Below are 23,888 nucleotides of genomic sequence, written 5' to 3' on the forward strand. Positions count from 1 at the left end.
GCCGAGGCGGGGGGAGGGTGAGTTAAGGTTTAAAGGCGCAGACAGCGCTATTGTCCCAAATTTTTACACCGGAGTTGCTGTTAAAAGGTAGTAGGCCACCATCTACAATAGATAGCAAAGTACGATCATGGGTAGAACTTTGGTCATGCTTAACTACGATATACGGAATTGCGAAGATGCTGGATTGATATCTTTGTAGGTTCCCCCATTCAGGGATGATTGAACCTGTTTGTCTTGCGAAGTTTGAAGCAAAATCAGTAACAGTGGAAAGAGTTCCTCCGTTGATTTTACAGTGCTCTTCAGGCGTACTCGCTTTAGATGAGCGGAGATCCAACCAAATGTGGGGGGTAATACTAAATTTGACAACCCCATCATGGCCAACACCTGATTTTGCACGACCTGTGATTTCTGCCGTCCAAGAAGAACTTGGTTTTTTGTTGAAAGTGACTACGCCATTGTTATTGACTGTGAGCCAATTTTTAGATACCTGCCAGTTATAATCCGATGGCCTTCCAACAGGTACCTTAATGGTAAAGGTTGCATCTTTGAATCCGAATTTAGGGAAACCACTGTTGAATTCAAAAGTATGTGGGTTAATATGAGTCTCCAGCTGTACTTTTCCATAAGCGGTAAAGGTGAATGTCGGTGGTCTGTTTGTTGCACCGATGGAGTCTTTATCTATTTCAACAATCGCTGTGCCTTGTTTGTCACTGGATATATCAATGATATAAGTCCCTTTGGAATTAGAGAGTTCCTTCATGTTATCATTATACAAAGCCGCACCTTTTACCTTAATTGTAGGGAATTGGTCGGTAATCAGGCTACCAGCAGTATCTTTTAGCACTAATTGGATAGTGGCTATAGAGTGACCGCGTTTATCAATATCGCGGTTAACAACGGAGAACTCACTGCGACCAGTTCTAAATACCGGGACACCAACGGCTACCTCTACATCTTGGGTGTGTGAGAGTGAATTGACACTGACTTTAATTTTCTTTGTCACTAGGGTATTAAATACAATGTTTGCTGTGTAGCTACCATCCTTATTATCTGTCCAAGATGAAGGGGAGGTATTATTTTGCGTATCTGAAATAGTGACATCGGCCATTTGGACGCCAATAACGCCATTCCCATACATATCAGCTAAGGTTACTGTTATTGATGTATTTTCACCCATTTTAACCTTCTTGGGTACAGTTGACTTGACTGTTTTGACATGGCTAGGGCCACTTAATGGCTTAACTGCTACTGTATGGCTAGATGGTACATTATTAACTTCTGCTATTAACGAGTGGTTTCCTAGCTTATTTAATTGGACATCAGTCGTATAAACGCCATCTTGTGTGCTATTCCACATTAAGGTTTGTGTAGGCAAGGTCACTAATACATCAGTTAAGGTGATATCCTTTGCATCTACCTTGGTAACAGGATTGCCATATGTATCTTTTAGGGTTAAGGACAGTGTTACCTTAGTGCCCGGTGTGATTGATTTTGCTGGTGTTGAAAGTGTCGCAGAGATCACGTTTGCAGCACCTTTAAGTGGGTTCACCGTAATTTCGTTGGTTGGAGCGGATACCGTATTCACGGTGGCGGTTAACGTATGCTTACCGACTAATGTCAGTGGAACCTTGGCTTTATAAACGCCATCTGATGCCATGCCCCATGCAATACGGCTACTATCAATTTTTTGTTTATGGCTATCTATTAAAGCAATATCCGAGCCATTGACGCCAATCACAAAGTTATCGTGCTTATCTTTTAACACTAAGGTTAATTCAACGTCTTGCCCAGCCTTGAGTGACGTTGTTTTTACCGTTAAGTTAGCTTTTGCTACTTTATCTTGGCCACTTGGATGAGCGACTGTCAGGGTTTGAGCAAGGCTATCGTATTTATTCACCCTTGCCTGCAATGACCCAGTGCCGACGTTGTTAAATGGCAGCGATGCAGTATAGGTTCCATTCGTAGAAGATGACCAGTTTGGACTGAGTGTCGTATTACCATAAGTTATGGTGATGTCACCGTCCGGCACCTGACTAACGTTGTTACCATACATATCGATAAGTGATAGGGTTAATGTGACTGAATTACCAACGGTTATTGTTGAATTGTCCAGAGCCAATGTTGCATTATTCACATGGCGAGTGCCACTGAATGATTCAACTTTCACGGTATCATTAGACAGCACATTCTTAACTGAGGTCGTTAATGTGTGGCTTCCTACCTTATTTAACTGGACGTTAGTCGTATAAACGCCATCTTGCGAGCTACTCCACGTTACGCTTGCTGTAGGCAAGGTCGCGAACGCATCAGTTAAGGAAATATCCTTTGTGTCGACCTTGGTGACCGGGTTGTCATATTTATCTTTTAGGGTTAAGGATAGTGCTACATTAGTACCCGGCATGATTGATTTTGCTGATGTTGAAAGTGTTGCAGATTTCACATTCGCAGCACCTGTTAGGGAGTTCACCGTAATTTCGTTGGTTGGAGCGGATACCGTATTCACGGTGGCTGTTAACGTATGCTTACCGACTAATGTCAGTGGAACTTTGGCTTTATAAACCCCCGCTGATTCCATGTTCCAAGCAATGCTACTGCTATCAATTTTTTGTTTGCTATGGTTATCGACTAAAGTAATATCCAAGCCATTGACGCCAGTCACCAAGTTTTGGTATTGGTCTTTCAGTGTTAAGGTTAACTCAACATTTTCACCTGCACTAACCATGCTGGTATTTGCTGATATGTCCGCTGTTTTTACCACATCCTTTCCGCTTGGATAGGTGGCTTCCACGGTCTGTATACGACTTGGCTGGTTGTTTACAATCGCTTTGAACTGGTAATTACCCATGGTTTCTAACCGTTGTTTGGTGGTATACACGCCATCTTGTATGTTAGCCCATGTCGTCTTGACGGCTTTTTGGTTGTTGGTGAATTGAATATCGTTAGTATCGACCTTGATAACCCCATTATCAACGCTATCGGTTAGGGTTAATGTTAAGGTGACTTCTTTACCTGCTTCAATGGTGCCTTCTTTGGTTTCAAGTCGGGTTTTATGGACATGACTTACCCCTTCGGCAGGTGAAATGGTTAGCTCAAGCTTATCGCTGAGCATTTTATTTGCCACCACTTGAATTGATTGCTTGTGTAGCTTGTTCATAATGACTTCTTGAGTATATAGCCCATCGCTGACTTCTATCCATGCGGTAGTTGGTTGTAGATTAGTCAGTAAATTCAATGCGTTTTTTGCACCAGTGAGTTTGTTATTGAACTTATCTCTTAGCGCAACAGTTAGAGTGACTTTATCACCTGAATTTATTGTGGTGCTTTGAGCGTTGTGAGTAACAAAAATCGTCTCTAATGAGCGCCTTAACCCATCTTTATCATAAGAAGTGATTGGGACCGCTATAGGGGGATTAACGACCCATTCGGCAGTTTTTGATAGCCCGTTAACTTCCACCATTATCTGATAACTGTTAGCTTTAGTGGCAGGAAGGTGAGCTGTATACCCGTTCAATATATTTTTTTCCGTAAATATAATGTTCTGTTTTTGCCCATTAATTTTCACGGTGATATCACTACTTAGGACATTGTTAACAGGGTTTCGATATTGGTCAGTTAAGTGAATTAAGAACGATGATGCTTCCCCTGCTTCACTTCTGGCTATCGGTGAAATGGCGATTGCCGTCACCGCATCTTTACCCGATGGTGAATTGACCATGACATTTGTTATATCTGTAAACTGGCCAATTTCAGCCTTTAGCTTATGTGTTTTAACCTTAGTGAGCTTGATGCTGGTGGAGTAGATACCTAAGCCGTGGAGATCTTCATCCCAGACAGTGGGTATGGTGTTGTTACTTTCAGTCAGCGTGATCTTATGATTATCGAGTTTAATAACTGGATTGTCATTTATATCAGTTATTTTTAGCGATAACGTGACTTTACTGCCTGCGGTAATGGTGCTTAAGTTTGTTGTTAGTTTAACTTTACTTATATGACTTTGGTTGGTTGACGGCTGCGCATCAACCAATACATTATGACTTTCTATTAGATTAACGGTTGCTTTCAGCGAGTGGACCCCTACGGTAGAAACCGTTGTTGGTGCAGTATAGATACCATTTCCTTGTGGCGTCCAGATTAAACCCGTTAGGTTTTTCTTAATATGCGCATCATTAATGGTGATATCTTTAGCGGTGATCCCGCCAACACCATTATTCCATTGGTCTAATAATGTCAGAGTCAGTTCTGTTTTACTTCCCACTGTCAGTTGGTTAGTGCTGGCGTTAAGCTGAACGGTTTTTACCTGTGTTGGGCCGGTTAGTGCGTTGACGCTAACGGCAAGTGGTGTGCTTGCTTGGTTGTTAACTCGACTTACAAAAGTGTTTCTCCCTTGTTTATGTAACGGGAGTGTGGTGGTGTAAACCCCTGTGCCTAGTTTTTGCCAAGAGAGTGCAGAGATAAGCGTATTATTATGCTCTAATCGAATATCGCTAGCCTGTACCTTTTCAACACCGTTACCATGGCTATCTGTCAATGTTAATTGTAATTTGACGGAATCGCCGACCATAAACATCTTGCCAGTCTCCTTTAACTCCACACTGTGAACGGCAGATTTACCTTCTGGGGCATTAACTTGAATGGTTTGTGATTGGGAAATGTTATTGACGGTTACTTGTAACGTATCTGTCCCTACTTTACTCAACAACAACTCCGTGGAATAGCTGCCATCTGCGTTATCCTGCCATTTTACAGAGCTGGCTTGTTTTGTCTTGGTCATAATGCCGTGACTAACACCGATTAGCTTATGATCAAAATGGTCAGTTAAGGTGACTGTGAGTTTTAGTTTATTACCGGCTTGCTGATGAGTTATCTGTATAGGGTCAAATTGTACGTTCTTCACCACGCCGCGTGAGTTTGTAGCCCCCGAGCCATCAGGTTTATCTGCGAGAATAGCTTTTGGTTTTTCCACTGTGAGGCTTATAGTGTCGGATATTTTGTTAATTCTAATCCTAAAGGTGTATCCCCCTGCCTGTAGGGTTGGTAATGTGAGAATATAGTTACCATTAGCCAATTGAGAGACGTTGAAGGTAGTCCCCAAATTATTTATGATGCCAAATGACACTTGATTAATATTGGCGACTGGGTGACCGTTTTTGTCTGTCATGGAAAGCACCAGTGTACCGCCTACGCCCGCTAACATAGGTACAGGCATGGACGACAGAATTTTAATCTGGGAAACCTTACTATCCCCTTCAGCATGCCCGACATCAATCTTAACCAGATCACTTTGCGAACTGTTAACCTTAGCGACTAAGTGGTCTTCACCCAATGCCGTTAACATTAAGTCCGCAGTGTAGGTCCCATCTTTGTTATCAACCCAAAGCACATTACTAGTTTGGTTGTGGGTTAATTCAATATTTTTAACGTCAATACCACTTAGAGGGTTATCAAACGCATCTTTTAACGTCAGCGTTAGTTTTATCGTATCCATTGATTTGAGGTTGGCGGCGGTTTTTATGGCCAGTTCAGCGGTATTAACCACACCTATCTGACCCTGCCCCCCAGAGCCATCGTGATGGGTTGCTTTGGTGACCGTTGCAGCGTTTACCACCCAGATTTGTGTTGCTGTGTGTGTATTCGCACGAACTTCAACTGTATAGCTACCGGCTTTTTTAGGCGGTAAGGTGGCGGTATAAGTCCCTTTTGAAGTTAAGGATTCAGTGAAAATGGCGTCTATCAGTGCACCATTGAGCGTGACCTTAAAGTCATCAGCAATTTGCGTGACACCATGTTGATTGATATCAAGGGCTTTCACCATTAGGGTTGGCGAGTGACCTGCTGCTGTTGGGGCAATAGGGCTAAGCTCCAGTGTGCTAATTTGCGCCACTTGGTTGGCATTTTGTACGTCAACAGTGACAGCTTGGCTTGCTATTGAGTTTACCGTGGCTTTCAGTGTATCAGCCCCCAGTTTATTTAACGGCAATGTTGCTGTGTAGTTGCCGTTATTGTGATCTACCCATGCCACACTGCCCGTTTGGTTATGTTGTAGCGCAATATGTTTACTGCTAACTCCTTTGAGTGGGTTGTGGAAGGTATCTTTTAAGCTGACGGTCAGTTGCACATTCGTGCCAGATGTTAACGCTGTTTTTGATGCACTTAGTACCACGCTGCTAACAACACCTTGCTTGTCTTTTATACCACTGCCATCTGTCGTTGCGGTAACGGTATCGGCTTGTGCCACGTTTAGCGTTTTTGGCTTGGATGTTAGCCCATTGGTAGAAATAACCACCTCATGAGCACCACTGAGTTGCCCCGCTAATGTTCCTGTGTAGCTGCCATCCGCTTGTTGATTGACGTTAATTTTTTTCGGTTTAAGCTGATCGATTGCGACCTCAACCTGTTGGATGCCGTCAACCGGGTTCCCTTGAACATCGGCTAAGGTAAACGTTAAGGTACTTTCTGCCCCTGCGCCTACAGAAGGGGTTATATGGGTGATAACAACCTTGTTGATGTGTTTATCTCCTTGTGTTTTTTTCACGTCAATCTTAACCGGATCACTTTGCGAACTGTTAACCTTAGCGACTAAGAGGTCTTCACCCAATGCCGTTAACATTAAGTCCGCAATGTAGGTCCCATCTTTGTTATCAACCCAAAGCACATTACCGGTTTGGTTGTGGGTTAATTTGATGTTTTTAACATCAATACCACTTAGAGGGTTATCAAACGCATCTTTTAAGGTCAGCGTCAGTCTTACACTATCCCCTGATTTCAGGTTTTGAGTTGATACCGCTGTGAGCTCGGCGGTTTTGACCACGCCGCGTGCACCCTGCGTACCCGTTCCCGAGGTGTTGGTTGCCGTGATGACAGAAGCCACATTAACTTCCCACGTTTGCTGTGCGGTTTGTTTATAGGCAGTCACTTTAACCGTATATTTACCGACTTTTTGCGGTGGCAAGGTCACGGTGTAAGCCCCTTTTGAAGTTAAGGATTCAGTGAAAATGGCGTCTATCAGTGCACCATTGAGCGTGACCTTAAAGTCATCAGCAATTTGCGTGACACCATGTTGATTGATATCAAGGGCTTTCACCGTCAGTGTTGGCGAGTTACCTGCTGCTGTTGGGGCAATAGGGCTAAGCTCCAGTGTGCTAATTTGCGTCACTTGGTTGGTATTTTGTACGTCAACAGTGACAGCTTGGCTTGCTATTGAGTTTACTGTGGCTTTCAGTGTATCAGGCCCCAGTTTATTTAACGGCAATGTTGCTGTGTAGTTGCCGTTATTGTGATCTACCCATGCCACACTGCCCATTTGGCTATGTTGTAGCGCAATATGTTTACTGCTAACTCCCTTGAGTGGGTTGTGGAAGGCATCTTTTAAGCTGACGGTCAGTTGCACATTCGCGCCAGATGTTAACGTTGTGTTTGGTGCACTTAGTACCACGCTGCTAACAACACCTTGCTTGTCTTTTATGCCACTGCCATCTGTCGTTGCGGTAACGGTATCGGCTTGTGCCACGTTTAGCGTTTTTGGCTTGGATGTTAGCCCATTGGTAGAAATAACCACCTCATGAGCACCACTGAGTTGCCCCGCTAATGTTCCTGTGTAGCTGCCATCCGCTTGTTGATTGACGTTAATTTTTTTCGGTTTAAGCTGATCGATTGCGGCCTCAACCTGTTGGATGCCGTCAACCGAGTTCCCTTGAACATCGGCTAAGGTAAACGTTAAGGTACTTTCTGCCCCTGCGCCTACAGAAGGGGTTATATGGGTGATAACAACCTTGTTGATGTGTTTATCTCCTTGTGTTTTTTTCACGTCAATCTTAACCGGATCACTTTGCGTGCTGTTAACTTTGGCGACTAAGAGGTCTTCACCCAATGCCGTTAACATTAAGTCCGCAGTGTAGGTGCCATTTTTGCTATCTGTCCAAACTGGAGCCAGTCGTTGGTTATGGGTAAGCTTAATTGCTGAGGTATCAACCCCTACCAGTGTGTTATCAAACGCATCTTTTAACGTCAGCGTTAGTTTTATCGTATCCATTGATTTGAGGTTGGCGGTGGTTTTTATGGCCAGTTCAGCGGTATTAACCACACCTATCTGACCCTGAACCCCAGAGCCATCGTGATGGGTTGCTTTGGTGACCGTTGCAGCGTTTACCACCCAGGTTTGTGTTGCTGTGTGTGTATTCGCACGAACTTCAACTGTATAGCTACCGGCTTTTTTAGGCGGTAAGGTGGCGGTATAAGTCCCTAGTTGTTGGCTATCTTCAGTGAAAGTTAGGTGCTGTGACGTATTATCAAGTGAAACTTTAAAGTTATCAGCAATACCCGTGATGCCATGGTTATAGATATTAACGGCTTTCACTGTCAGTGTTGGCGAGTTACCTGCTGCTGTTGGGGTAATAGGGCTAAGCTCCAGTGTGCTAATTTGCGTCACTTGGTTGGTATTTTGTACGTGAACAGTGATAGCTTGGCTTGCTACTGAGTTTACTGTGGCTTTCAGTGTATCAGGCCCCAGTTTATTTAACGGCAATGTTGCTGTGTAGTTGCCGTTATTGTGATCTACCCATGCCACACTGCCCATTTGGCTATGTTGTAGCGCAATATGTTTACTGCTAACTCCTTTGAGTGGGTTGTGGAAGGTATCTTTTAAGCTGACGGTCAGTTGCACATTCGCGCCAGATGTTAACGCTGTTTTTGATGCACTTAGTACCACGCTGCTAACAACACCTTGCTTGTCTTTTATGCCACTGCCATCTGCCGTTGCGGTAACGGTATCGGCTTGTGCCACGTTTAGCGTTTTTGGCTTGGATGTTAGCCCATTGGTAGAAATAACCACCTCATGAGCACCACTGAGTTGCCCCGGTAATGTTCCTGTGTAACTGCCATCCGTTTGTTGAGTGACTGAAACAGAGATTGGTGGGTGCTTATCGATTTTCACCGTTACGTCATCGATGCCATTGACAGGGTTACCCTGATCATCGATTAATGCAACCACAAAGGCGCTGTTTGCTCCTGCTGCAACTTGGGTAACATCAGTAATGTTGATTTGTTGGATAGCCTTGTTGTCTGCTTGCGCGGAGACATAAATGGAAACGCTCTGGCTTTGTTCGTTATTCACGGCGATAAAGAGCTGGTCTTGACCTAATTTTGTCAGCTTTAATGCTGCGGTATAGGTGCCATTTTTTCTATCTGTCCAAACTGGAGTCAGTCGTTGGTTATGGGTAAGCTTAATTGCTGAGGTATCAACCCCTACCAGTGTGTTATCAAACGCATCTTTTAACGTCAGTGTCAGTGTTACATTATCCCCTGATTTAAAGCCTTGAGCCGGTGCGATTGTGAGCTCAGCGGTTTTTACCACGCCATGTTCACCCTCTGCGCCATGCTTATTGTTGGTGATGGCGTTTGGTGCGCTGACGTGTAAGGTTGATTCTGTTGAATGAATACCACCAACCGTAACCTTTATTTTATGATCGCCGGATTTTTGACCTGAAAGCGATGAGGTGTAGATCCCCGTGTTTTTGGCTTTTTCAGTGATATTAATTAACGTTTCTACACCATCAATAGAAAGGATTGCACTACCGTTCACTCCTGTGACAGGCAGGGAGTTTGCATCAGTTAATACAATCGTGATGGTGCTGTTTTTACCTGCTGCTGGGCTAGGTAGCTTGTTAATTTCGACCTTATGAATTTGAGTTGCACCCGTCGCATTATCGACGTTAATTTTCAGCGGTGAACTGTCTTTCTTATTTACGGTAACCATTAATTGATCTTCACCAATAGCGGTTAACGGTAAAATAATGGTATAGCTTCCATTGCGGTTGTCTGACCAACTGACAGTGCTTGCTTGCTTGTTCCGCAATTGAATAGCTGAGCTATCAACACCTTCAAGGGTGTTACCAAAGGCATCTTTTAGTATTACGGTTAATTGTAACGAATGCCCTGATTTGAGACCGTTGGGCGACGAAGAGGTTAATTTAACAGTTTTAACTACACCACGTTGATTTTCTGCGCCACTCCCATTTTTTGCTGTCGCTTTAATGGTCGTAGGCTGTTTTACTTGCCACGTTTTTGTTGATGTGTGACGGTTAGCACTCACCTCAATAGTATAATCTCCTGTTTTTTCTACAGGTAATGCGGCGGTGTAAATGCCTTTGTGGGTTGAGGATTCAGTAAAAGGTATTGATCGAGACTGTTTGTTGATCTTAACAGTGATATGGTTAGCAATTGCAGTAACCGGGTGCTTATTATTATCAGTAACTTTTACTGTAATAGTTTGAGTTTCACCTGCTTCACTTGCATAGATAGGCTCAAGTACAACATGGGTGATTTTTGTGCTTTCTATCGCATTATTCACCACAATATTGACGTTTTGGGCATGCCCATTGATGCTCACTTTTACTGTGTCGCTAGCGAGTTGGGTTAGCAATAAATCAGTGGTATAAGTGCCATCTTGGTTGTCTTTCCACGTCACGTTGGTTTTTTGGTTGTGCGTTAGCGTAATGCTGTTCAGGTCAATCCCTTTAAGGGGGTTGTTAAATGCATCTTTTGCGGTGACCGTTAGCTTTAGAGAGTCACCAGATTTGAGTGCGGTAATTGACGACGTATTGAGTGTTATATTGTTAACGACACCACGGTCACCAGTATGGCCTTTGGGATTGGCTGTAATAGTGGTTGCGCCATTGACAGTCCACTCTTTTGATTGTGTTTGGTTACCAGCTTTGATTTCGACAGTGTATTTCCCTGCCGTCATTGCTGGCAAGGTGCCAATGTAAGAGCCTTTATTTTGTGTAGATTCAGTCAAGGTGACAGCCACTTTTTGACCGTTTACCGCTACAGTGATGGCATTTGCAATATTTGTAATTGCATGACCTTGATTATCAATAGCTTTCACCGTAATAGTGGGTTGATTACCTGCTTCGCTATTGGAAATAGGCTCTAAACTTAATGCGGTGATATGGCTGACTTGCTCGCTATAGGCCACATCAATAGCCACTTCATTACTTTGGATGCCATTGGCCTCAACCTTTAATGACGCTTTTCCAAACTGAATTAACTGTAGGCTTGAACGGTAAGAACCATCTTGATTATCTTGCCATGGCGCATTTTTATTCTTGCTTTTAAGTAAGTTAATTAATTTTGTATCAACACCTGTTAAGGTATTACCAAACGCATCTTTCATGGTCGCGGTTAGGGTTAGGGTGTCGCCAACTTTTAGACCATTATGGGGTGATATTTGAAACTCAATGGTGTTGAGGGTGCCGCGTTCATTTAATTGGCCCTGCGGGGAGGCGGTAATAGTGTTTGCTGCTCCTACCACCCAGATCCTTGTCTCGGTTTTCGTGTTAACTTTGACATTAATTATGTAAGTGCCAGGCATTTGCGCCGGCAAAACAGCCATGTAGGTGCCTTTGTTTGTTGTTGATTCTGCTAATTGTAAAGTGTTTGTCTCCCCTTCAATGGTGACTTGTATTTCATTTGCTATTTGGGTCACAGGATACTGATTAGCATCAGTCACTTTTAGTGTAATAACTCTATTGTCACCTGTTGCACTAGAGGGGATAGCGTCAAAGATGATATTGCTCACTTTGGCACTATTTGTCGTATTAGCGACGTTAATTGGTGTGTGAGGTGTTTTATGACCACTAATTGAAGCGGTTAATTTATAGTCTCCTATTTGAGTTAATGGCAAGGTGGTTGAGTAAGTTCCGTTAGCGTTATCAATCCATTGTAGTGTTCCAGCATTATAGCCATCAAGAATAATATTACTGGTGTCGATCCCTATTAATGTATTACCAAATATATCGGTTAGCGTTACCATCACACGGAGTGCGTCGCCTGATTGCAGATTGGCTACACTACCGGTGGTCATGGTAATTTTATCGATAACACCTTTTGCCCCTTGCAGACCACTGCCAGTTGGGTTTATTGATTTAATGGGTTTTGATTTCTCAACTACCAGTGTTTTTACGCCTGACAGCTTATTATTCACTTCCGCGATAATACTATGCTTACCTTCGTGTTGCCCTGGAAGAATAACCTCATAGGTTTGAGGGGCGATTTCTTTGATGGGTAGTGTGTGTTTTTTGCCATCAATTTCAATAATTATTTCCTGTTCACCAACCACAGGGTTACCATTTTTATCGGTTAATTTAACAGTCAGTGTGCTATTAGAACCTGCATCTGCTTTTTCTATTTTGGTAATTTCAACTTTACTGACGTTATTTTTACCCGAAGCGTTGCTGACTTGAATGGCCGTCGCAGGGGTTTTTTGACCGTTAATTGAGGCGGTTAAATCTTTTGAGCCAATCTCTGTTAATGTGATGGTGGTGGTGTAAGAACCATCGCCTTCATCCTTCCAAACTGGTTTGCCGTTAAACCCGTCAAGGTTGATAGTATGGGTATTGATCTCGGTTAAACCGTTATGAAAGGCATCAGTGATAGTTACTGTGATCCCAAGCTGATCGCCAGATTGTAAGTTGCTGGTATCGCCCATTGTCATGGCAATGTTGTTGACAACACCTTTTTCCCCAAGTTTTCCGGTATTATTCGATTTTATTGGTGTTGGTTTCGCGACCACGATTGTATTTTCAGTTGAGACCTTACTATTCACATTCGCGCTAATGCTATGATTACCCGCTTGCAGTGCTGGTAGCGTGACCTCATAAATACCCGGTTTCCTTTCTCTCGCTGGCAGTTTATGGGCTTGACCATCAATATTGATAGTTATTTCTTTTTCACCGGCCACTAGGTTGCCATGTTTATCGGTTAACTCGATAGTCACAATACTATTTGAGCCTGCCGCTGGTTTTTCTGTTTTGGTGATTTTCACCTGGTCGACATGGGACGCCCCTGTGGCGTTATTAACCTGTACTTCTGTGAGTGGGCTGCGGGTACCATTGACTGAGGCGGTTAAATCATTGCTGCCAACCTCGGTTAAGGTCAAGGTAGTGGTATAAGAGCCATCGCCATTGTCTCCCCATTTTAAGGTATTCCCTTTGTGTTTACCGACATCGATATTATCGGTATTTAAACCAGCTAAACCGTTACCAAAGGCATCTGACACCGTTACGGTGACATCAAGAGGATTACCGGATTCAAAACGGTGAGTGTGATCAACCGTGATAGCCACTTTGTCAATAACACCTTTCTCGCCTAGTTGGCCCGTTCCGTTTGGGTTGTTCGGGGAAATTGATTTTGGCTGCTCAACCAGCAACTTTTCTTTAATTGATGTGGTGCCATTCAAACTAACATGAATATCATGTTTGCCTGCTTGTAGCGCTGGCAATGTGACCTCATAAATACCCGGCTTTCCTTCTTTTGCAGGTAAAGTGTAGGGTTTGCCATCAATTTTAATCACCATTTCCTGTTCACCAACCACAGGGTTACCATTTTTGTCGGTTAATTTGACAGTCAGTGTGCTTTGCGCGCCCGCTGCTGGGGTAGGGGGATTGGTAATAACGATTTTGCTAACTTTGTCTTTTCCTTTGGCATGGCTAACTTGGGTTTGTTTCTGTGGGCTGGTAGAGCCATTAATAGAAACAGTGAGGTCATTATTGCCAATTTCTGTTAATTCAATATTGGTAGAGTATGAGCCATCTTGGTTATCGACCCATTTCAACGTATCGCCTTTGTGTTTACCAATGTTGATATTATTAGTGTCTAGCCCTGACAAACCATTGTTAAAGGCATCTGTGATGGTTACGGTGATTTCGAGCTTATCGCCAGATTGTAGATGGCTGGTATCACCTGTGGTGATGGCGATATTATCGACGACGCCTTGCTCACCTTTTTGCCCTATACCACTCGGGTCTTTAGGCTTGATAGGTTGTGGCTTATCAACAATTAGCAATTCTTTGGGGGACTCTTTCCCGTTAACGACCACTGAAATATAATGGTTGCCTGCAATTTGCCCCTGAATAATAGCTTCATAAGTACCTGAGGAGGTTTCTGTTACTGGCAAAGTGTGTGGCTGACCATCAATATTAACGGTAATTTCTTTTTCGCCGACTATGGGGTTGTTGTGTTTATCACTTAACTGGAAAGTCACGGTACCATTTTCACCTGCTGCGGGTTTACTGATGTTGGTGACTTTCACGTTATCGACATTTTTAGTGCCTGTGGCGTTGCCCACTTCGACTTTAGTGGCTGGGCTCATTGTTCCATTAACAGAAACAGTTAAATCATTGGTACCGACTTCGGTTAATGGTAAAGAGGTGGTGTATGAACCATCACCGTTATCAATCCATTTCAATGTATCGCCTTGGTATTTGCCAATATTGATATTATTGCTGTTTAAATCTGTTAAGCCGTTACCAAAGGCATCTTTAATGGTGACGGTAACATCAAGCGTATCCCCAGATTGCAAAGAGTAGGGAGAACTAGGCGTTATAGTTATATTATCAACAACACCTTTTTCCCCTTTTTTTCCTGTCCCATCTGGCGTGAGAGGAGTAATTGGCTTCGGAGACTCAACGATTAGAACTTCTGGGGAAGATGTGTGTGTACCAATAGTCACCGTTACGTTTGGTGTACCGCTTTGTTGTCCCGGTAATGTGCCGATATAAACGCCACTACCTGCAAAAGTTTTACTTATTGTAATGGGGGTTGGTTGACCATCGATGTTGGCTATTACGCTACCATCAGCCCCAGAAATTGGGTTGTTATATTGGTCAGTTAAAGAAATCATGATGATACTATCTGTACCCGCGGCTGTTTTCTCAAGGTCTAAAATGGAGACATTGGCTAGCTGACCAAATACAAAATTCACTTTTACTTCAACGCGTTGTTCATTGAGTGTTGCGGACAATTTAGTTGTTCCCGCTATTTTGCTGTCCACTTCAACATCAGTGTTACCCTGCTCATCGGTTGGGCTTAGCTGTGTGGCATTGGCATTTTCAGCATCAAGTTGCAGCATGGCACCCTGAATTGGGTGTGCATGGTTATCAGTGATATGGAATTGAATTTTATTTGTAGATTTTCCATCTGCAACCGCATTATCACTGAGGATATTAAAATGATTAATATGCGCTTGGCGGGTATCTGCAATAAAGGAAAAAGCCGCTTCAACCGGTACGCCGCCGTTTGCAGTCGCTTGAATTCGGTGCTTACCTGTGACGAGAGAGGTAAATTGAATCGATGCTTCTCCTTTCATATTGGTGATAACGCGATATTTGCTTTGGGTGGTTGATTTTGCCGCCTGCATTTTTTTAAATAGATTAGAAAAAGCCATTTGTGACGAGGTGGCTTTTGGCGTAGCCAGTTTGAGCTCAGCAGGCAAGGTGAAGGTCACGACGGAGTCCGGTGCGATATTTCCTAAAGCATCCCGGGCAATTATGGTTAATGTATTGATATCTTGGCCATTAGCTATCGCGTTACCTTGTTTGATGACCTCGTTTGGGTTAATTGATAATACGCCGTAGTCGGTAACTTCAACCCATGTCGTTCCTTGTGGAGAGTGATTTCCATTGTGGTCAGATGCGGTTATTGTGAATCGATAGCGGTTATTTTTCTTGCTTTCTTCTTTGGTCATTGCCACTTTGTAGGTGGGCAATTTAACTTTTGTTTTTGCACCATCAAGTAAGATCTCTCCGCCAGCAGCTAAAAACTCCGGGGCTTGGACTGTGATGTCTTTTAAAGGGTACTTGGTACTAAGGGAATTGATGATAGGGAGTATATCCCCTGTTTTTCCTTGGACCATGTCAGGAAGAGAAAGCGATATCAAGGTTTTCTTTTGATATTCCAATACGATATTATTATTACGGTTAACGAAATCATATCGGCTACCTAATAGACGGCGCGACTCAACGACTTTAGTCGGGTCAAGGTGTTCAGCTAAGCTTTTACCCAATGTCCAAGTGAATTCCATTTTGGCATTGGTTTCACTCAATCCTCCACTTATTTTCTGTTCTGTGCTTAAGGTTACCAGTGAGAAAGGGGTCCAACTCATACCAATTGTGGTTGCCAGTGGGTTTTTTTGGCGCTTATCTTTGCCAAATAAAGCAACATCATCCCCAAAATATTGCTCAAACTTCAGGTTTCCACCAAGGTGCGGATATGATGGTAAAAAGCCCTCAGCTTGCAAATCCCAACCGTTAGCTGGGCGAGCATTGTAGTCATTTTTTAATTCAGACGCCCCCCGCCATGACGAGGTACGCAGGTAAGTATTGGCACTCAATTTTAAGAAATCTTGTGCGTATTCAACCCCAAAACCGACACGAGAGTGATAACGAGATAAGTCATGGTCAAAAAAGGCATTCGCGCCTACCATACTATCCGGGGTAAAGTGACGGACGCCAACACCATTATTGGTTTGTAAGCGGCCATCAGTACGATGAACGTTATGTTGGGTAAACAGTAATAAATCAGGTTGGTCATACCAAGGGATTAACCAATCTAACTGGGTATTTTTAATTTTTAATTTTTTATCTACGTCAACACTAAATTTGGCGTTCCCCGTTTGGGATAACCAATGGTTGATTTCATTTGTTGCTGCGTTGGTAACTTTATTACGCGTGTAATCCTGTGCTAGCTCAGCGAGGTCTGCAGCTTTTTTCTTATCCGAAATAAAACGAGCGGCACTTTGGCTATACTCAGCAATAAGCTGTTCGGTTTTATTGTCATCAAGAGGGAGTGAATCACCACCTAGTGTTGGCAATTCATCAGGGCTTAACATTTTTGCGTAGCTTGGCATAACAGGCATAACAGCCGAAGACCAAATAGCAGTAAATATCACAAAACCATTTGAGAGTCTGTGTCTCAATGTTGGCTTTGCTGTTGATGTAGTGGGGCTCATTTAATTCATTCCTAGTTTTAATTTTAACTTTGCTATTGTGGAATGCTTATAAAGGTAAGAGCTTGTGAATTAGTTTGACTTAAACAGAAGCGGAATTTGCAAGGCGAAAAAATGGGGGATGAGTGGCTTTTATTGCTAATAAAAAGCGACCGTTTATAACGCGAGTAAATGCTATTTATGTTGCTTGAGAATTAATCTTACCTGAACAAAATCAGTTATCTAAAGGGTGAAATAATGGGTTGGAAATTATGCATTTCAAATTAATCAATAGATGGTATAAACGCTATTTTTATTGGAATAATATTAAATTTAGTCGCGGTTTGTGACCGTCATCAGTTCGTTACTAAAAAATAAAAAAAAGCCCCATTTAAGGGGTAATAATGAGCTAAGAGTTAAACCACTATTTTTATTTTATGGCGTGGTCTCAAGTGAGGGGTATCCATATAATTAAAATAATTGACCGAATAAATGCCACAATGAGTCTGTTTGGGTTGCAGGTTTATGAGTGGGCTGCCTAAATAAGGCCCCCTTATAAACGATACGGTTTTCTTGACTGTGATACGTGGCATTTTTGTCTATAAAATTAACCGGTATGACCCTGCTATCACCATTAAGAGTGGCAATGATTTCTGTTGTTCCAGCAGTTAAGCTACTGATTTCTAATTCGGTATTTCCCTGCTCATCGGTAGGTATCGTCGGTGAAATAGCGACATTTTTACCACTAAAATACACTTGTGCACCTGCGATACTTTGTCGGCTATTATTCACAATATGAAATTTAATTTTATTTTTACTGTTCCCATCTGCTAACGCATTGTTTTGCATAATCTCTATACTGCCGATAAACGACTGATCAATATCGGGTTTAAAGTTAAACTGTTCGTTAATTTCTGCACCATATTGCGTACTGGCTTTTAAGGCGTAGCTCCCTGATACCGAAGCTGTAAATTGAATAGAAGCTTCTCCTTTGCTATTAGCTATAATGGCGAACTCTTGTTCTGAAGCGGATTTTGCGACCTGTGCTTTCCACATAAAATGGTTAAATAACGAATAATAACTTGTATTTTTTTGATTGAACGAGGTAAGCCCAGCGGGTAGGGTAAAATTCACTTTTGCATTTGGGACGGTATGTCCAAGCGAATCCTTAATAACTACAGTGAATACATTTGGGTCTCGACCATTTGCTATAACATTACTCTTTTTTGTACCATTTTTATGGATGATAGCGAGCAAGCCAGTATTGGACACTTCAACTAAGGTTTCAGCTTGTGGTGACATGTTCCCCTTAATGTCATAAGCGGTTACTGTTAGGCGATATTGGTTGAGTTGTTGGTTTTTAACGTCATTTTCCGCTATTTTGTAAGAGGGCAACTTCACTGAACTCTTGAGACCATTTAGCGTAATGCTACCACCTGCCGCTACCAACTCAGGGGCTTCAACAATAATTTTTTCGAGAGGATACTCTGAGATTAAGTTGCGAATAATAGACACTTCTTCGCCGGTCACGCCTTGAATAACCTGAGGTAATGACAGCAAAATTAAGTTTTTATTTTGATATTCCAAAATAATATTATTGTTGCGATTAACAAAATCATGACGGTTACTGGAAATACGGTGAGTTGCATCGACTGCTGAAGCGTCAAGGTGCTGCGCTAGATTTTTGCCTAATAGCCAAGTTAAACCGAGGTTTACACGAGTTTCGTTGGTATTGCCATTTCCTATTTTATGCTCTGCATTAATACCCAGCAATGGGAAAGGGGTCCAATGCACACCAACAGTGGTGGCCATAGGGTTTTTCTGACGTTTATTTTTACCAAATAAAGCGACGTCATCACCGTAATATTGCTCTAGTTTTAAGTTAGCGCCTAAGTTTGAATAAGTAGGAAGCCACCCTTCGACTTGAATATCCCACCCATTGGCAGGGCGCGCATCATAATCATCTTTTAATTCTGATGTGCTGCGCCAAGAAGATAGCCTTAAGTAGCTATTAGCGCTGATTTTGGCGTAATCCTGTGCGTATTCTAGGCCAAATCCTAAGCGGGAATGATGATAGGATAAATCATGGTCAAAAAAGGTATTCAGACCCATCATGCTGTTTTGGTTAAAGTGGCGTAACCCTATACCGTGATTAGTTTGCAGCCTGCCATCAGTTCGGTGAATGCTGTGTTGGGAAAACAGTAACAAATCGGGTTGGTCATACCAAGGTATCAACCAGTCCAATTGGGTATTTTTAATCGACAGTTGTTTATCAAGGTTAATATTGAGCCTAGCATTACCGGCTTTTGACAGCCAGTGAGATATTTCATCGGTGGCAACATCAGCTGCTTTTTGATGAGCATAGTCCTGTGCCATTTCCGAGAGGTTTTTTGTCTTGTTTTCCTCAGAGGTCAAGTTTGCCGCATTCTGCCCATATTTAGCCAGAAAGCGTTCAGTACCATCAGAGGAGGGAAGCGGGTCAAATTGAAAGGCATCGCTCCCCAATGTAGGTAAGTTGTCCGTACTGAGTATTTGGGCGTAACTGGGTATGGCCGGCATAATGGCGATAGACCCAATGGCAGCGGCGAGCGCCAAGCGATTCGAGAACGTTGGTTTCAATTTTGACGAAAGGGGAGCCATCGAACTTATTCCTGATATCAATATTAACGTTGCTATTGTCAGGGGGGAGTGGTGTATATGCTTGTGAATTTATTGGACTTAAACGGAAATTAAGTTAGCGTTGTGGAAAAGTTTGGAATGGTATGGTTACCAATTGATTGGTAAGGTTTTTTCATTCCCCCCTATATACGGGGGGAAATAGGGTGTTTAAGGTGTTACTTGGCTTACTGAGACCGTTGTTTGTGTTGAGTGGCCATTGATTGAGGCTGCAATATCAAGGTTACCGGCTGCTGTTAATGTTAAGTCGGTAGAATAATCCCCATCGCGCTCTTCATACCAACCGACAAGATTAGCGTTATGGTTTCCAAGGTCGATATTACGAGGGTCTATACCTTCAAGTGTATTACCAAATGCATCACTGAGGGTAACGGTAAGTAGTAAATCATCACCGACGTTCAAATTACTGGTTGCTCTTGTGGTGATTTCTACATGCGCAACAACACCTAACTGACCTTGAGGGCCGCTGCCGTCAGGGTTGATCGCATCGACGGTGAGTGGTGAGCTTACAGTTAAAGTGTACTCTGGTGACGTTTTTCCCTGTAAAGAAGCAGTTATGGTGTAATCACCTTCCATTTGCCCTGCAAGTATTCCACTATATTCACCTAGGTTGGCGGAGTTTTCTTCGATTTCTACTGGGATTTGTTTATTACCCATATTGATCATAATGATCCCATCGGCACCAGAAATAGGGTTGTCATTTTCATCAATGAGTCTGAGTGAAATGGTCGTCTCTGCGCCAGCATAGGTTGTACTGGTGTTAAGAATTTTAATTTTGTTTAAATGACCGCTGATAAAATAGACGGCAACGGTTTCAGTATGACCATCGACAGATGCGGTAACTTCGCTGATACCACTCATCATACTGGTCAGGGGCATGTCAATCATTCCCTGTTGGTTTGTCACACCATGAGCGTCAATTTTACCTAGCGTGGCGCTAAAATTGACGGTTTTCCCTGCGATAGGCTTACCTTTAGCATCGGTAATATAAACGGAAACTATATTTGCTTCTTTGCCATCCGCCAATGATGCTGTTTTACTGATATTAATACCCTGTATTTGTGCTGGGCTGGTTGCTGTGGCGATGGTATCCGTGACTTCAATCAGTGTTTCACTTGTTGATGATGTATTCCCATTAATATCATAAGCAACGGCACTTAAATGATAACGGTTCAATTTTTTACTTTCTGAAGGGGTTGAGGCCATTTTATATGCTGGCAATTTTAACCTAGCATTTTGACCTGATGAACTAATAACACCCCCAGCAGCGAATAATTCAGGGGAGTTCCAGACAATTTTTTTAAGGGGGTATTGAGTTGTAACTGATTGTACAAGTTGTAATTCTTGGCCTGCTTCACCTTGTGTTTTTTCTGGGAGCTTTAACTGAATAACAGTTTTCTTTTGGTAATCTAGAACAATATTGTTATTTCGATTAACGAAATCGTGGCGGTTACTAGACACTCGACGGGAGTCGCCTACTTTCGATGGGTCCATTTGCTCAGCGAATGCTTTATCAAATGCCCAAGTAAACTGCATTTTGGCACTGGTATCATGTAATCCACTACTGATTTTATGCTGAGTACTCAAGGTGACTAGGGGAATTGGGGTCCAATTGACACCAACTGAGGCTGCTGTTGGGTCTTTTTGGCGTTTATTTTTCCCCATAAGAGCAACATCCTGACCGAAATATTGTTCAAATTTAAGATGACCGCCGAGGTGAGGGTAAGCAGGTAACCACCCCTCTGCTTGTACATCCCAACCGCGGGCAGGGCGTGCATTATAGGCTTGAGATAATGCCGATGTGCTACGCCATCCAGAAACAGGTAAATAGCTATTCGCCGTGAGTTTTAAATAATCTTGCCAATATTCGGCACCGATGCCTAAACGGGAATGATAATGGGAAAGGTCATGGTCAAAGAAAGCATTGATACCAACTGTGTTGCGGTCGTTGAACTGGCGTAACCCAATACCATTATTGCTTTGTAACCTTCCATCGGTATTATGAATGCTATGTTGGGTAAATAACAGCATATCAGCCTGTTCATACCAAGGGATCAGCCAGTCAAATTGGCTACTTTTAAGGGATAATTTTTTATCAACATTTAGGCTTAATTTGACATTACCGGCTTTTGATAACCAACGGGTAATTTCGTCTATTGCAACATTAGCGGCTTGGTTAAACGCGTAACTTTGTGCCATCTCAGCGATATCATTGCTATTTTTTTGTTGAGATAGCAGTGTTGCAGTTGTTTTACTGTATTGTGCTAAGTCACGTTCCATGGTGCTATTTTCAGGGTTTTCTACCGTGCTGCCTAAAAGCGGTAATTCTTTCGGTTCGAGCATTTTTGCATAGCTAGGCAACATTGGCATAATGGTCAATGACCAAGCTGCCATAAATAAGGCTAAAGGATGAGAGCGTTTGTCTTTAGGGCAATTCATTAAATACATTCCTAGATTGGATATTCATTTCCGTTATTTTGGAACAAGTATTGAGAAAAACGCTTGGGAATTACTTGGAATAATATGGAAAAGCGGTTTTTATATTGGAATTATTTGGAATGACCGCGTTTATTGATAATTGAAAAATATCGAATAAGTGACTGGGTAAAATCAATAAAATTGTCATTGGAAAAAATCTTACTATAATAAAAACAATGGATTAGATGAGGGTAGTATGGAGCTTACATTTTTAGGAACCAGTGCTGGTGTGCCAACGAAAGAGCGTAATGTCACCAGTATGATATTAAATTTGGTCGGTATTCGAAAAAGCTATTGGTTATTTGATTGCGGGGAAGGCACACAACACCGTATTTTAAATAGCCCATTTAAAACGCCAAAAATTGACAAGATCTTTATTACACATTTACATGGCGATCATATTTTTGGGCTACCGGGTTTGTTATGCAGCCGCTCAATGGGGGGCGCAACAGAACCTTTGACGCTATATGGTCCGAAAGGGTTGAAACAATATGTTGAAACCGTTTTGCGTGTGAGTGAGTCTTATATGACTTATCCACTCAACATCATTGAAATTCAAGCTGGGCAGTTATTTGATGATGGCGAATTGATTGTGACGGCTTACCCCCTTGACCACCGAGTGGAATGCTACGGCTACCGTATTGAAGAGCATGCAAAGAGCGGGGCTTTAGATGCAGAGCGACTCGCGCAAGATAACATCCCTCGGGGGCCGTGGATGCAAGACCTAAAAGCGGGTAAAACAATCACTTTGGAAGATGGTCGAACTGTGAATGGCGCGGAGTATTTAGGCGAACCTATCTCTGGTAAAGTGATTGCAATTTTTGGTGACACTCAGCCAACCGACCAGGGGCTAGCACTCGCTAAAAATGCAGATGTTATGGTGCATGAAACCACTTTAGAAGCAGCATTTGCGGAAAAAGCCAATGAACGCGGGCACTCAACTACGGAACAAGCGGCTCGATTAGCTCGTGCTGCTGGGGTAAAACGCTTTATTGCAACCCATTTGAGTGGGCGTTATATGACTCATGATATCCCAAGGTTACTTGCTGAGTGCCAAGCAATATTCCCAGCCACAATAATGGCAGAGGATTATTTAACCGTGAAAATTTAATTTAAGCGGGTAATAAACGGCCCGCTTAATGATAATTTTTTTAAAAAATCACTTTCACAAAACCATTGCGGCAGTAAGTTTCGTATTCATCGGAAAGTTGGCGATTGGTGACTATCACATCGAATTGTGACAATTCCCCCATATTGGCGGTAGCAACTTCATCAAATAGGTTATAGGGCGCTAATAAAATCTTACGAATGGACTTTTCCATGGCTTTTTTCTTCATGGGTAAATCATCCAAGTTATAGCAAGTCACACCATAGTTCCCGTGTACGCCAGCCGCAGAGATAAAGGCTTTTTTGGGGTTAATTGAATCGAGTAGTGAAGGTAATGAAGGGTTGTAAAAGGAATCGCTTTTTGGCCGATATTCACCACCACATAACAAGGCGGTGGCATTTTTCTTCTGGCTTAACGCTAAAAAAACGTTATGTGAGTAACAAATTCCAGTGAAACTGATCTCCTCTGGGATAAGAGAAATCAATGTTGCCATTTCAATACCATTATCAAAGAAAATCACATCATCTTCAGTAACCATACTCGCGGCAAGGTTTGGAATATACAGTGCTTCGGTTTGGTCTGGGGTAAAAATATCCGCTTGTTGTTCTTGAGCGATTAAATTGGCGGGTTGGGTAACAGAAACAATATAGCCACCGAGTAGTGACATTGGGATAGGGCCTTCGGTATCTGCGCTAAGGTCTCGTCGAATGGTCATTTCTGATACTTCGAGTATTCTAGCGGCTTCTTTTAAATGAATGCGTCCTGAACGTTTTAAACATTCACTTAAGCGGCGAAGGCGTTCTTTTTGTTTAGTTTCTATCACCCTACAGTCCTTTTGTAATACATAAAATTGGCGCGGTTAGACCG

The 23,888-nt window shown here is 42.6% G+C and carries 5 protein-coding genes; 1 reads left to right on the top strand and 4 read right to left on the bottom strand.

All coding sequences use genetic code 11. The annotated features are described in order from the left end of the window. Window positions 1–22 precede the first annotated feature (22 nt). The 3 genes from RB151_RS02550 to RB151_RS02560 form a co-directional block, all read right to left on the bottom strand. A complete protein-coding gene (locus tag RB151_RS02550) occupies window positions 23–16,783 on the bottom strand; it encodes an Ig-like domain-containing protein (protein WP_071547666.1) in 16,761 nt (5,586 codons plus the stop codon). Window positions 16,784–17,230: 447 nt separating this feature from the next. Continuing rightward, window positions 17,231–19,399 (bottom strand): inverse autotransporter beta domain-containing protein, encoded by a 2,169-nt coding sequence (locus RB151_RS02555; protein WP_071547667.1) that lies wholly within the window; start codon window positions 19,397–19,399, stop codon window positions 17,231–17,233. A 186-nt stretch (window positions 19,400–19,585) separates the two neighbouring features. After that, window positions 19,586–21,874, bottom strand: coding sequence for an inverse autotransporter beta domain-containing protein (locus tag RB151_RS02560; protein ID WP_071547668.1), 2,289 nt, complete (start codon window positions 21,872–21,874; stop codon window positions 19,586–19,588). A gap of 235 nt (window positions 21,875–22,109) precedes the next feature. Here RB151_RS02560 and rnz point away from each other — a divergent pair, with 235 nt between their 5' ends. Further along, entirely contained in the window at window positions 22,110–23,024 is a 915-nt protein-coding gene (rnz, locus tag RB151_RS02565; RefSeq protein ID WP_071547669.1) for a ribonuclease Z, read from the top strand. Between the two features lie 40 nt (window positions 23,025–23,064). Here the strand turns inward: rnz and deoR are convergent, their stop codons facing one another. Continuing rightward, window positions 23,065–23,844: a DNA-binding transcriptional repressor DeoR gene (deoR, locus tag RB151_RS02570; protein ID WP_042848874.1), complete on the bottom strand. Its 780-nt coding sequence runs from the start codon at window positions 23,842–23,844 to the stop codon at window positions 23,065–23,067. Window positions 23,845–23,888 lie beyond the last annotated feature (44 nt).

Source organism: Providencia rettgeri (assembly GCF_001874625.1).
Classification (GTDB): Bacteria; Pseudomonadota; Gammaproteobacteria; order Enterobacterales; family Enterobacteriaceae; genus Providencia; species Providencia huashanensis.